Genomic DNA, 12225 nt, shown 5'->3' on the forward strand with positions numbered 1-12225 from the left:
GCAGACGGGCATCCGCGTGTGCCGCGCACCGCGCCCGGCGGGCCGAGTCAGTCCTTCCGGCGGCTGCCGCCGTATTTCTTGTGCACGGCCTGACGGGAGACCTCGAGGGCCAGCGCGATCAGCTGCCAGGAGGTGTTCGCATTCCGGGCCCGACGCACGGCCAGGGCTTCGGCCCGGTCGAGCTCGCGGCGCTGCGCCTTGATCGCCCGCAGGGTGTCGATCGGGTCGCGCGAGCCGGCGTCGCCGAGGAGGGTGCGTCCAGTGTCATCCAACATGCCGTCAACCGTAGTTGACACTCGGCGCTGGTGTCAACCCACGTTGACATCGCTCGGAGTGTCTCCGCGAACGCGGGTCAGGCGCCGGCACGCGGGCGGCGCGCCACCCGCGCAACGGCGCCGTACCCGCTCAGCTCGAAAAATGGCGGGTGCGGCGTCGGATGCGTGGTTCGCGGGGCGGATGTTGCGGGTCAGCGCTCCAGGTCGAGGTCCCGGGTCTCGCGGCTCAGGTACAACGCCACCAGGGTGATCAGGCCCATCACCGAGAGGTAGATGCCGACCCAGAACGGGCTGCCCTCACCGAGGGTCCACAGCCACACGGCGATGAATGGGGCAACGGCCGCGCCGAGGATCGAGCTCATGTTGTAGGCGAACGCGGAGCCGGTGTACCGCACCTGGGTGGGGAACAGCTCGGGCAGCAGCGCGCCCATCGGGCCGAAGGTCATGCCCATCAGGGTGAAGCCGAGGATCAGGAAGATCATCACACCGAGGAAGCCGGCGCCCAGCAGCGGCACGAACAGGAAACCGAACACGACGATGCCCGCGGTGACCCAGAGCAGCGTGCGGCGGCGGCCGAACTTGTCGGCCCAGGGGCCGGAGGCGAGGGTGAAGATGCCGAAGAACACCACCCCGCCGATCATCATCAGCACGAACGTCGTGTAGCTGTAGCCCAGGCCCGCCACCGGCGCATCCGTCGCGGCGCGGCCGTAGCTGAGGCTGAACGTGGTCATCAGGTAGAACAGCACGTAGGTGGCCAGCATGATGAACGTGCCCAGGATGAGTTCCCGCCAGTTGGTCTTGAACACCGCGGCCAGCGGCAGCTTGGCGACCTTCTTGGTGGTGACGATCTTGGTGAACGCGTCGCTCTCAACCAGGCGCAGGCGCACCCAGAGGCCGACGATGACCATGACGGCGCTGAACAGGAACGGCACCCGCCAGGCCCACTCGAGGAACGCGTCAGACGGCCGGGTCGGGTCGTCGGAGGGCAGCAGCACCGCGATGAGCAGGAACAGGCCGTTCGCGATGATGAAGCCGAGCGGGGCGCCGACCTGCGGGAAGGTGCCGTACCAGGCGCGCTTGCCCGTGGGGGCGTTCTCCGTGGCGACCAGGGCGGCACCACTCCACTCGCCGCCGAGCGCGAATCCCTGGGCGAGGCGCAGGATGACGAGCATCGCGGGGGCGAGCCAGCCGACCATCGCGTAGGTGGGCAGCAGGCCGATCAGGAACGTCGCGATGCCCATGGTCAGGAGCGCGCCGACCAGGGTGGCCTTGCGGCCCTTCTTGTCCCCGAAGTGTCCGAAGAACAGGGCGCCGAGCGGGCGGGCGACCATGGCGGCGCCGAACACCGCGAAGGAGGCCAGGAGGGCCGCGGTCTCGTTGCCGGAGGGGAAGAACAGGTGCGGGAAGACCAGGACCGCCGCGGTGGCGTAGACATAGAAGTCGTAGAACTCGATCGTCGTGCCGATGAGGCTGGCGAGGACGACGCGACTGCGCGGGTTCGTGGGCGCGGGGGCGACGGACGTGGCCGCCGCGGTGGATGCTGACATGGGGAAAGGCGCTCTCGAATAGAGGAAGTGGGAGGGTGAGTGGCGGCGCGGGGCGGCGGTCAGTCGTCCGGGGCGGCGGGTTCGCTTCAGGAAAAGAGGTCGGCCGCTTGTGGCGGCCTGATTCACTTTACCTTCGAGCCCCGGCACCCGGCGAATCCGACGGAGCGGCCGCCGGGTCGACGACCGGCATCCGCCGGGGCAGGCCCACCGTCGCGTGGGTTCCGGTGCGGCCGTCGGACTGCAGGTCGATGGTGCCGCCGAGCCTGTCGACGAGACCCTTGGTCAGGGGCAGCCCGAGGCCGGTGCCCGGGAGGGATTCGGCGCTGGCCGACCGGTAGAAGCGGTCGAAGACCCGCTCGATCTCCGTCGATGGGATGCCGATGCCGTTGTCGCTGACCGTGAGCAGCACACCGTCGCCGTCCGGGTCGCCGGAGCAGCCCACCCAGACCTGCCCGTCGGTGGGGGTGAACTTCACCGCGTTGGAGACCAGGTTGGTCACGATCCGGCGGAGGTCGGCGGCCGAGCTCTGCAGCGTGAGCGAGCCGTCGCCGAACTCGGCGGCCAGGGCCACTCCCGCGGTCTGCGCCAGCGGGGCCAGCTCCTCCACGCACTCGGATACCAGCGCCCGCAGGTCGACGAGCGCGGCCTCGTGGGTGTCGGTCTGGATGCTCATCCTGGAGAGATCGAGCAGGTTCTCCACGAGCTGCGCCAGCCGGTGCGAGTTGCGCACGATCACCCGGGTGAACCGGGCCTGGTCGGGGTCGAGGTCGGTGTCCTCCAGCTCTTCGGCATACCCCAGGATGCTGGTGATCGGCGTGCGCAGCTCATGGCTGACCGACGAGACGAAGTCGTCCTTCTGCCGGTTCAGGTCGCGCAGGGCGTGCACCACATCGCGTTCCCGGTCGAGCAGGTCGTCGCGTTGCGCGAGCTCCGCCGCGAGCAGCAGCACGGATGCGGCGTAGGTGAGCAGGAAGATCTGCACCAGGTAGCCGGTGGTGGAGGTGTCGTCCTGGCCACCGGTGAAGTAGCCCACTCCCAGGGAGGTGAAGGCCGAGGCGACGATCGCCGATCCGCACAGCTCCCAGCTCACCACACGAATGCCGAAGCGGAACGCCGCCCACGTGAGGAGCGGCAGGATGAGGAAGGACAGGGGCAGCGACTGGCCGGGCCCGCAGGCCACCACCAGGACCAGGCCCATGACGCCCACCTGGATCAGCAGCTCGGCGCGTCGTGCCGGGTTGATCCGGCGGCGGCGCACGAGGGCAAGCGGCACGATCACGAAAACCGCGAACGCGTGGGAGGGGATCACCGTGAGCAGCACGGCACCGAAGGAGCCGGTTCCGGCGGCGGCCACCGTGGCACCGGCCAGCACGCCGAGGACCACGGCGCCGCAGAGCACCCCGATGGTGAACCGCAGCACCTCACGCACGGTGTCGAGCCGGGTCGCTTCGTCGCGGTTGGCGACGATCCGGGTGACCACCCACGCCTCGAGCGCGTTCGCCAGGCCGAACCCCAGTGCGACCGGCAGCGGGCGGCCGCCGCCGAGGTTCGCCGCGACGCAGGCCAGGCCCACCAGCACGGCGACCAGCCAGCGCTCGCGCCGTTTGGACACGCACAGGGCGAGCACCGCGGCGGCCGCGGCCGGCCACCAGACCGCCATCCCGCTTCCGGTCGGCGGTGCCATCAGCGCGGCCAGGCCCAGGCCGTACACCAGCACCAGCAGCAGGGCGATCGCGGCGAGGCGCCAGCGGCGTGGTGCCGCCCACAGCGACGCGACGATGCTGTTCATCGGCGTGGTTTCTCCCCCGTGCACTCCTGCCGCGGCGCGGTTGGATATTGTCAACCTAGCGTGTGGTGTCCCTATTACAGGTGACAGGCGCGAAAGATCAAACGGTGAACCAGGAGATATGACGGATGGCTCGGATACTGATCGTCGAAGACGACGAAGACGTGAGGGCCCTGATCGCCCACAAACTGCGCCGGGCCGGGCACGACGTGTCCGAGGCGGGTGACGGTGAGCAGGGCCTCGCGGCCGCCCGCGCCTGGGCGCCGGAGCTGATGGTGCTGGACTGGATGATGCCCAAGCTCACGGGCATCGAGGTGTGCGCGCAGATCCGCGCCGACACGTCCGTGCCGCAGCCGCGCATCCTGCTGCTCACCGCGAAGTCGCAGGAGCGTGACATCGCCCTGGCCATGCAGAGCGGCGCGGATGCGTACCTGATCAAGCCGTTCCGCGCCAACGACCTGCTCGAGCGGGTCACCGCCCTGCTGGGAGTGCCTAGCGGGCGCGCAACTGCCTGAGCACGGTCGCCGTGGACAGCGCCGCCGTGGCGGCCTCCTCGCCCTTGTCCTCTTTCGAGCCGGGCAGGCCGGCCCGGTCCAGGCCCTGCTGCTCGTCGTCGAGGGTGAGCACCCCGAAGCCCACGGGCTTGCCGGTGTCCAGCGCCACCCGGGTGAGGCCATCCGTGGCCGCCGCCGAGACGTACTCGAAGTGCGGGGTGCCTCCGCGGATGATCACGCCGAGCGCCACCACCGCGTCGGCGCCACTGTCCAGCGCCACCTTGCTCGCCACGGGCAGTTCGAAACTGCCCGGCACGCGCACCAGGGAGAACGTGGCCCCCGACGCTTCGAGCACCCGGGTGGCCCCGGCGATGAGACCGTCGGTGATCACGTCGTGCCAGCGGCCGGCGATGATCACCACCTCCAGTCCGGTGCCGTCGACGTCGATTTCGGGGGAGCCTGCTCCACTCATAGTGCGAGTCCTTTCACGATCTGGTGTGCGCTGATGTCATGGCCCATGCGGTCGCGCTTGGCCGCCAGGTAGTCCTCGTTGTGGCTGCCGACGCCCACGATCAGCGGCACCCGTTCGGTGACCGTCACGCCGTGCGCTTCAAGCTGGCGCACCTTCTCCGGGTTGTTGGTGAGCAGCCGCACCGAGGTGAGGCCGAGTTCGTCCAGGATGGCGGTGGCCGCGCCGTAGTCGCGGGAGTCCGCCGGTAGGCCAAGCGCGAGGTTCGCGTCGAGGGTGTCCAGGCCGTCCTCCTGCAGTTTGTAGGCGCGCAGCTTGTTGATCAGACCGATGCCGCGGCCCTCCTGGCCGCGGAGGTACACGACCACGCCGCCGTCCTGTTCGATGGTGTCCAGTGCGGCCTGCAGCTGCGGGCCGCACTCGCACTTGAGCGAGCCGAACGCTTCACCGGTGAGGCATTCGGAGTGCACCCGCACCAGGGCGCCGTCCTGCGGGGTGCCGGAGACGATGGCGACGTGGTCGGCGCCGGTCATCCGGTCCCGGTAGGCGCGGATCTGGAAGGCGCCGTGCTCGGTGGGCACCGTGGTCTCCACCTCGAAGTCCACTCGCGGCGACTCGCGGATCGCACTGACCGAGGCGAGGTCGTCGTCGCAATGGAACTTCTGCAGGTAGTCGATGAGGTCGGCGATGGTGATCACCGGCACGCCCTCGCGCTCGCCGAGCACCAGCAGGCCGGGCAGGCGCATCATCTCGCCGTCGTCGGCGACGATCTCCGCGATGCCGGCCACCGGGGTCAGCCCGGCCAGTTTCATCAGGTCCACCGCAGCCTCGGTGTGGCCGTCGCGCTCCCGCACCCCGCCGTCCACGGCTCGCAACGGCAGGATGTGGCCGGGCCGGTTGAGACTGGCGGGGGTGGAGGTGGGTTCGGCGAGCACCCGCAGGGTGTGTGCCCGGTCGGCGGCCGAGATGCCGGTGCTCAGGCGGTCGGCGGCGTCCACGGTGACCGTGTAGTTGGTACCGCGCGGATCCTCGTTGTTGAGCACCATGACCGGCAGGTCGAGGGTGTCGGCGATGTCGTTGGTCATCGGCGCGCAGATGAACCCGGAGGAGTTGCGCACCGTCCAGGCGATCCACTCCTGGGTGGCCAGTTGGGCGGAGATGATCACGTCGCCCTCGTTCTCGCGGCCTTCATCGTCGGCGACGATGACGGGCTTGCCGAGCCGGAGTGCCTCCAGGGCGGTGGGGATGTCGGCGAGGCTCATGGGGTGCTCCTTAGAACTGCGGATGGTTCGGTTGAGGCGGCGCTGGCGGCGGCGGGCGTGCGCGCCGCGAGGGCCAGCATCCGTTCGACGTGCCGGGCGATGATGTCGGTTTCGAGGTTCACCCGGTCGCCGGGGGTGAGGCCGCCGAGGGTGGTGGCCGCGAGGGTCTCGGGAATGAGCGAGACCTCGAACCACTGATCGGCCGCTGCGGCGGGGGAGATGTTGCTCACGGTGAGGGAGACGCCGTCGATGGCGATGGAACCCTTGTCGACCACGAGCGGCGCGAGGGTGTCGCTGAGGCTGAACCGCAGCACGCGCCAGGCGTCGCCGGGAATGACGGAGAGCACCGTGCCGGTGCCGTCGATGTGGCCCTGCACGATGTGCCCGCCGAGCCGGCCGCCCACCAGTGCGGCCCGCTCCAGGTTGACCGGGGCGCCCTCGGCGGCGCCGGCCAGGGTGGACATGGTCAGCGTCTGCGCCATCACGTCGGCGGTGAAGGTCTCGGCGGTCTGGTCGACCACGGTGAGGCACACGCCGTTCACCGAGATGGAGTCGCCGTGGCCGGCGCCATCCACCACCAGCGGGCCGCGGATGGTGAAGCGGGCGGCGTCCGCGGTGTGCTCGATGCGCTCGAGCGTGCCGAGCTCCTCAATGATTCCGGTGAACATGCGTATCCTCTGCGGTTGTGGCGGCCGGGCGGTGCCCGTCGGTCGGGGTGGTCTGGGTCTGCGGCTGGGCGGCCCGGTCGGCCGGGGCGGTCTCGGCCGGCCGAGCGACGAGCAGGATGTCGTCGCCGAGCGGCAGCAGCTGCTCGATGCGCAGCCGGCGCTGGGCGTCGATGCCGGTCACGCCGATGTCGCCGAGCGCGAGCCGGTCGCCGCCGAGGAGGGTCGGGGCCAGGTAGACGAGGTACTCGTCAACCAGGCTCGCGCGCACGAACGCGCTGGCCAGGGTGGGGCCGCCCTCCACGAACACCCGGCGCACGCCGCGCTCGCGGAGGCCGGCCAGCACCTCGGCCACGTCGTGTTCGGCCACGAACCACGGGGGTAGCGGATGCCGGTGCACCGCCGCAGACGCGGGAATCGGCCGGCGCCCCACCACGACGGGGCGCGGCTGGTGCGGCAGCAGGCTGCCGTCGGCCGCCCGTGCGGTGAGGGAGGGGTCGTCGGCGAGGGCGGTGCCGGTGCCCACCAGGATCGCGTCGGCGGCAGCGCGGCGTTCGTGCACGTCCTGGCGGGCGGGCGGCCCGGTGATCCAGCGGCTGGACCCGTCGGCGGCCGCGGCCCGGCCGTCGAGGCTGGACGCCCATTTCACGGTGACGAACGGCCGGCCGAGGCGGGCCGAGACCAGCCAGTCGGCCAGGAAGGCCTGGGCCTCGTCGGCGAGCAGGCCGCCGGTGACGTCGACGCCGGCCGCGCGCAGCCGGTCGGCGCCGCCGGAGGAGTTCTGGCCGGGGTCGGCCACGGCGTAGACCACCCGGCCGATGCCGGCGTCGATGAGGGCGAGGGCGCACGGGCCGGTGCGGCCGGTGTGGTTGCAGGGTTCGAGGGTGACGACGGCGGTGGCGCCACGGGCGGCGGCCGCGTCGAGGTGGCCGAGCGCATCCACCTCGGCGTGGCAGGTCCCGGCGCCGCGGTGCCAGCCTTCGGCGATGATGTCACCGGCGGGACTCAGGATCACGCAGCCGACGCGTGGGTTCACGCCCTCGGCGGGGCCGTTGGCGGCCAGGTGCAGGGCTCGACGCATGGCGTCTTCTAGCCGGTGCTGCTGGTGCATTCCCTGTCCCGTCGTTATGACGCTCTCCGGGAGGGGGATTTCGCGGGCGCGAAAGCCGTCGACGGTCCACGAGTGACCATCGATTCTTAGCTCCTCCCATCCGGACTTTAACCGTCGGTGCTGGAATTTCACCAGCTCAACCGGGACCCAGACTTCGGGTTCCAGCTCGCGGACTTTCACCGCCGGTTCGGATTCTCACCGACCCCGGAGCACGTTTCTATCTTCAGTTATATCTCAACGTGCACCCGCGTGATGTATTCCCGGCGTAACTTGACGTCGTTTCAGTTCTTCAGACGGATGCGACCAGGGCCCTGGCTGTGCTTTCGTCCACGAAGAGATCGGTGATCAGCTCGGCCCGCAGGGCGCCGCGGAGGCTCGGCAGCTTGGCCGCGCCGGACACCACGCACAGCCGGCGCGGCGTCTGCCGGAGCACGTCGAAGTCCGGGCCGGTGCCGCGGGCATTCAACGGGATTCCGTCGGTGGAGCCGTCGGCGCGGAAGAAGATGGTGGCGACGTCCCCCACCACTCCGGCGCGGCTGAGCGAGGCGTAGTCCGGCTCCTCGAGGTACCCGCCCGCGTACACATGGCTGGGCACCTCGGAGAACGGTGAGCCCAAGCCGAACAGGGCCACGTCCATCCGGGCCTGCATCGCGAGCAGCCGGCTGACGCTCCGCTCCCGCCAGAGCGCTTGCTTGGTGGCGGGGCTGTCGAAGAATGCCGGCACCGGGAACTGGTGCACATGCGCGCCGAACGCGTAGCCGAACCGGCCGAGGATCTCGCTGGCGTAGCCGAGGCCGGTGGTGCGCATGTTGCCGGCGCCGTTGAGCTGGATGATCTGCGACCCGTGGGTCTGCTTGGGGGTGACGTGGCGGCTGATGGCGTTCATCGTGGACCCCCAGGCGATGCCCATGACCATGTTCGAGTCGAAGAACTGACCGAGAATCCGTGCAACCGACAGGGCCACCCGCTCCAATCTGTCGACATCCGTGGCGTGGTCCGGCACCGGCACGACGTGCGCGGTGATCGAGAAACGCTCCTGAATCAGCAATTCGAGGCGGCTCGGCGCGTCCAGGGGGGAGCGGATCTGGATGTCGACCAGACCGGTCGCGCGGGCGTGACTGAGCAGGCGGGACACCGAAGAGCGGGACGTGTGCAGCTCGTGGGCGATGGCATCCATCGTCAGGTCCTGCATGTAGTAGAGGTGGGCCGCCGTGAGGGCATCGCGCACCCGGTCGGACTGCGCTGACTCGTCGACGAGGCTCACAGCCCCTCCTTGCACGTTTGTTCACTCGGCTTGACCGGATGTGTCGGTCTGCTCAAGCTTGATTAATCCATATCGATGGCCCCCGGCACAAATCCGGCTGGGCTCTTCGTGCGAATTCGCCCAGAGGCATCCGTCGCCGCCTCGAACGAAGAACGAAACAAAGGTAGTGAACAGTGCAGTCCTTCCCCCTCTCCTCACCCGCTGATACCGCTCGCGCAGCACTGGCCGAGCGTCCCACCGCGAAGGTGCTCATCATCGGCGCCGGCATCAACGGCATTGCCACCTTTCGCGATCTCGCGCTGCAGGGCGTCGATGTCACGCTGGTCGACCGGGGCGACTTCGTTTCCGGTGCCTCCGCGGCGTCGTCGCACATGATCCACGGCGGCATCCGCTACCTGGAGAACGGTGAATTCCGGCTCGTCAAGGAATCGGTCACCGAGCGCAACGGCCTGCTGAAGATCGCTCCGCACTACGTGAAGCCGCTGAAGACCACGGTGCCAATGTTCTCCGCGCTCTCCGGCGTGCTCGCGGCGCCGCTGCGCTTCCTCACCCACAAGCAGGGCACGGCGCAGGAGCGCGGCGCACTGCTGATCAAGGTCGGCCTCGTGCTCTACGACTCCTTCTCCCGCGACGGCGGCTCCGTGCCCAAGCACGAGTTCCACGGCCGCAAGAAGTCCCTCGAACGACTGCCGCGGTTGAACCCCGGGCTCAAGTACACGGCCACCTACTACGACGCGTCGATGCACGACCCGGAGCGCCTCGCCCTGGACGTGCTCCGCGACGGCCTCGACACCGGCCCGCACGCCCGCGCCGCCAACTACGTCGAAGCGGTGGGCATGGATGCCGACGGCGTGCGCTTGCGCAACACCGTCACCGGTGCGGAGTTCAGCTTCGCCGCCGACGTGGTCGTGAACACCTCCGGCCCGTGGACGGACCTGACCAACTCGGCGCTGGGACAGGCCAGCACCTACATGGGCGGCACCAAGGGCTCGCACATCGTCCTGAACCACCCGGAGCTTCTCGCGGCCACCGGCGGCGGCGAGATCTTCTTCGAGAACAACGACGGCCGGATCGTGCTCATCTACCCGCTGGCCGGCCGGGTGCTCATCGGCACCACCGACCTCGAGCACGACATGAGCCAGCCCATCCGCACCACCGAGGACGAGATCGACTACTTCTTCGAGCTGGTCAAGCACGTCTTCCCCGATATCACCGTCGACCGTTCGCACATCGTCTTCCGGTTCTCCGGCGTCCGCCCGCTGCCCCGGCACGACGACGAGGCGCCCGGCTTCGTGTCGCGGGACTACCGCATCGAGTCCAGCCCGCTGGGGTCTCGCCCCGGCACGCTGCTCAGCCTGGTCGGCGGTAAGTGGACCACCTTCCGCGCCCTCGCCGAGCACCTCAGCGGCGACATCCTGACCCTGCTCGGCCTGCCGCGCACCGTGTCGACCGTCGGGCTGCCCATCGGCGGCGGTAAGGACTTCCCGGCCACACCGGCCGCGCTCACCGTCTGGCTCGCCGCGCACGGCGACGAGATCGGCCGCCCCCGCGCGCAGGCGCTGCTGACCCGGTACGGCACCCGCGCCGGTGCGGTCATCGACTTCCTCTGCGCCGAGCCGGATGCGCCCCTCGCGCACAATCCGCTGTACACACGCCGGGAGATCGAGTACCTGGCCCGCGAGGAATCGGTCACCCACCTCATCGACCTGCTGCTGCGCCGCACCAGCCTCGCCTTCGTCGGCGGGCTCAGCCTGCCGCTGCTCGACGAGCTGGCCGGCATCCTGGCGGCCGTGCTCGGCTGGGACGCCGACCGGGCGGCCGCCGAGGTGCGGCAGGCCGGCGCGGAACTGGACGAGGTGCACGGCGTGGACCTCGGTCTCGCCACCGCGGACGCACTGCCGGCGCTCTAACCGACAACTTTTTCGAAGAGGGGGCGGGGGATATCCCCGCCCCCCATCAACGCACGACGGCGTGCGCGATCTTTTGTCGTGGGCGCTGCAGAACCAATTGAAAGGTCAACGTGGACAATCTCGGTGTTGTATTCCTCTCGGAGGTGGTGGGCACGGCCCTCCTCGTCCTCCTCGGCTGTGGCGTGGTCGCCAACGTCGCACTCACCAAGACCAAGGGCTTCGGCGCGGGCTTCCTGATGGTCACCATCGGCTGGGGCCTCGCCGTCTACGCCGGTGTCATCGTCTCGTACAACTCCGGCGCGCACCTGAACCCCGCGGTCACGCTCGGCCTGGTCGCCTCCGGCGCCACCGAGTTCGGCCTCGATGTGCCGGTGAACCCGCTCTCCATCGCGGTGTACCTCACCGCCGAGATGATCGGCGCGATCCTCGGCGCCGTCGTGGTCTGGCTGGCCTACAAGCAACACTTCGACGAGGAGCCGGAGGCGGCGAACAAGCTCGGCGTCTTTTCCACCGGGCCGGCCATCCGCTCGTACGGCTGGAACCTGGTCACCGAGATCATCGGCACCTTCGTGCTGGTGCTGGTGATCATCGGCTTCAGCGACGGCCGCCAGGGCGCGACCGGGGGTATGGCCGCCCTCGGCGCCCTGCCGGTGGCGCTGCTCGTGATCGTGATCGGCACCTCGCTCGGCGGGCCGACCGGCTACGCCATCAACCCCGCCCGTGACCTCGGGCCGCGCATCGCGCACGCCCTGCTGCCCATCAAGGGCAAGGGCGGCTCGGACTGGTCCTACGCCTGGGTTCCCGTCGCCGGCCCCATCATCGGCGGTGTGCTGGCCGGCTGGGCCTCGCTGGTGCTGCTGCCCATCCTCGCCTGACCCCATCTTTCGATTCGTCTGCCAACCCGTCCCAACACAGGAGTTCCGACATGAGTGACACGTATATCTTCGCCATCGACCAGGGCACCACCAGCACCCGCGCCATCATCTTCGACCACTCCGGGTCGATCGTCTCCACCGGCCAACTCGAGCACGAGCAGATCTTCCCCCGCGCCGGCTGGGTCGAGCACGACCCCGTCGAGATCTGGGACAACACCCGCCAGGTCATCGGGCAGGCGCTCTCGAAAGCGAACCTCACCCGGCACGACATCGCCGCCGTCGGCATCACCAACCAGCGTGAGACGGCGCTGGTCTGGGACCGGACCACGGGCAAGCCGGTCTACAACGCCATCGTCTGGCAGGACACCCGCACCGACGCCATCTGCCAGCAACTCGGTGCCCTGGGCGGCGGCCAGGACCGCTACAAGGCCAAGGTCGGGCTGCCGCTGGCCACCTACTTCTCCGGCCCGAAGGTCCGCTGGATCCTCGACAACGTCGACGGCGCCCGGGAGAAGGCGGAGGCCGGTGATCTCGTGTTCGGCAACATGGACACCTGGATCGTCTGGA

At 69.7% G+C, this 12225-nt stretch carries 12 protein-coding genes and 1 riboswitch; of the genes, 4 read left to right on the forward strand and 8 right to left on the reverse strand.

Going from position 1 to position 12225, the window contains the following annotated elements:
* Positions 1 to 47: 47 nt before the first annotated feature.
* The 3 genes from JWP54_RS04520 to JWP54_RS04530 form a co-directional block, all read right to left on the reverse strand.
* Complete coding sequence (locus JWP54_RS04520; RefSeq protein ID WP_297367889.1) at positions 48 to 275, reverse strand: hypothetical protein; 228 nt, start codon at positions 273 to 275, stop codon at positions 48 to 50.
* Between the two features lie 191 nt (positions 276 to 466).
* Positions 467 to 1822: an MFS transporter gene (locus JWP54_RS04525; protein WP_297367891.1), complete on the reverse strand. Its 1356-nt coding sequence runs from the start codon at positions 1820 to 1822 to the stop codon at positions 467 to 469.
* 127 nt (positions 1823 to 1949) lie between these two features.
* Positions 1950 to 3611, reverse strand: coding sequence for an ATP-binding protein (locus JWP54_RS04530; protein WP_297367892.1), 1662 nt, complete (start codon positions 3609 to 3611; stop codon positions 1950 to 1952).
* 125 nt (positions 3612 to 3736) lie between these two features.
* Here JWP54_RS04530 and JWP54_RS04535 point away from each other — a divergent pair, with 125 nt between their 5' ends.
* Positions 3737 to 4123, forward strand: a complete 387-nt coding sequence (locus JWP54_RS04535; RefSeq protein ID WP_297367895.1) for a response regulator transcription factor — start codon at positions 3737 to 3739, stop codon at positions 4121 to 4123.
* On the opposite strand, the gene ribH is transcribed toward JWP54_RS04535, so the two are convergent.
* The 5 genes from ribH to JWP54_RS04560 all read right to left on the reverse strand — a co-directional run bounded on the left by ribH (position 4101) and on the right by JWP54_RS04560 (position 8873).
* Positions 4101 to 4574 carry a 6,7-dimethyl-8-ribityllumazine synthase gene (gene ribH / locus JWP54_RS04540; RefSeq protein WP_297367897.1) on the reverse strand — a complete coding sequence of 158 codons (474 nt, stop codon included), beginning with the start codon at positions 4572 to 4574 and terminating at the stop codon, positions 4101 to 4103. The genes JWP54_RS04535 and ribH overlap by 23 nt on opposite strands.
* Positions 4571 to 5833: a GTP cyclohydrolase II gene (gene ribA, locus JWP54_RS04545; protein ID WP_297367899.1), complete on the reverse strand. Its 1263-nt coding sequence runs from the start codon at positions 5831 to 5833 to the stop codon at positions 4571 to 4573. The genes ribH and ribA overlap by 4 nt, the downstream gene beginning before the upstream one ends.
* Positions 5830 to 6501 carry a riboflavin synthase gene (locus tag JWP54_RS04550; RefSeq protein WP_297367902.1) on the reverse strand — a complete coding sequence of 224 codons (672 nt, stop codon included), beginning with the start codon at positions 6499 to 6501 and terminating at the stop codon, positions 5830 to 5832. The genes ribA and JWP54_RS04550 overlap by 4 nt, the downstream gene beginning before the upstream one ends.
* Complete coding sequence (ribD, locus tag JWP54_RS04555; protein ID WP_297367904.1) at positions 6482 to 7579, reverse strand: bifunctional diaminohydroxyphosphoribosylaminopyrimidine deaminase/5-amino-6-(5-phosphoribosylamino)uracil reductase RibD; 1098 nt, start codon at positions 7577 to 7579, stop codon at positions 6482 to 6484. Before ribD ends, JWP54_RS04550 begins: the two co-directional genes overlap by 20 nt.
* Before the next feature lie 114 nt (positions 7580 to 7693).
* Positions 7694 to 7825, reverse strand: a riboswitch (FMN riboswitch).
* Between the two features lie 73 nt (positions 7826 to 7898).
* Positions 7899 to 8873 carry a sugar-binding transcriptional regulator gene (locus JWP54_RS04560; protein ID WP_297367907.1) on the reverse strand — a complete coding sequence of 325 codons (975 nt, stop codon included), beginning with the start codon at positions 8871 to 8873 and terminating at the stop codon, positions 7899 to 7901.
* Positions 8874 to 9046: 173 nt separating this feature from the next.
* Here JWP54_RS04560 and JWP54_RS04565 point away from each other — a divergent pair, with 173 nt between their 5' ends.
* The 3 genes from JWP54_RS04565 to JWP54_RS04575 form a co-directional block, all read left to right on the forward strand.
* Positions 9047 to 10783: a glycerol-3-phosphate dehydrogenase/oxidase gene (locus JWP54_RS04565; RefSeq protein WP_297367910.1), complete on the forward strand. Its 1737-nt coding sequence runs from the start codon at positions 9047 to 9049 to the stop codon at positions 10781 to 10783.
* A gap of 110 nt (positions 10784 to 10893) precedes the next feature.
* Positions 10894 to 11658, forward strand: a complete 765-nt coding sequence (locus JWP54_RS04570) for an MIP/aquaporin family protein (RefSeq protein ID WP_297367914.1) — start codon at positions 10894 to 10896, stop codon at positions 11656 to 11658.
* A gap of 50 nt (positions 11659 to 11708) precedes the next feature.
* Positions 11709 to 12225, forward strand: a 517-nt coding sequence (locus JWP54_RS04575; protein ID WP_297367918.1) for an FGGY family carbohydrate kinase, incomplete at its 3' end; no start/stop codon positions are given.

Source organism: Cryobacterium sp. (assembly GCF_025463825.1).
Classification (GTDB): domain Bacteria; phylum Actinomycetota; class Actinomycetes; order Actinomycetales; family Microbacteriaceae; genus Cryobacterium.

Coding starts and splice junctions, on each gene's coding strand:
- JWP54_RS04550 (WP_297367902.1), bottom strand. CDS start 6,501: ATGTTCACCGGAATCATTGAGGAGCTCGGCACGCTCGAGCGCATCGAG.
- JWP54_RS04535 (WP_297367895.1), top strand. CDS start 3,737: ATGGCTCGGATACTGATCGTCGAAGACGACGAAGACGTGAGGGCCCTG.
- JWP54_RS04525 (WP_297367891.1), bottom strand. CDS start 1,822: ATGTCAGCATCCACCGCGGCGGCCACGTCCGTCGCCCCCGCGCCCACG.
- ribD (WP_297367904.1), bottom strand. CDS start 7,579: ATGCGTCGAGCCCTGCACCTGGCCGCCAACGGCCCCGCCGAGGGCGTG.
- ribH (WP_297367897.1), bottom strand. CDS start 4,574: ATGAGTGGAGCAGGCTCCCCCGAAATCGACGTCGACGGCACCGGACTG.
- ribA (WP_297367899.1), bottom strand. CDS start 5,833: ATGAGCCTCGCCGACATCCCCACCGCCCTGGAGGCACTCCGGCTCGGC.
- JWP54_RS04530 (WP_297367892.1), bottom strand. CDS start 3,611: ATGAACAGCATCGTCGCGTCGCTGTGGGCGGCACCACGCCGCTGGCGC.
- JWP54_RS04520 (WP_297367889.1), bottom strand. CDS start 275: ATGTTGGATGACACTGGACGCACCCTCCTCGGCGACGCCGGCTCGCGC.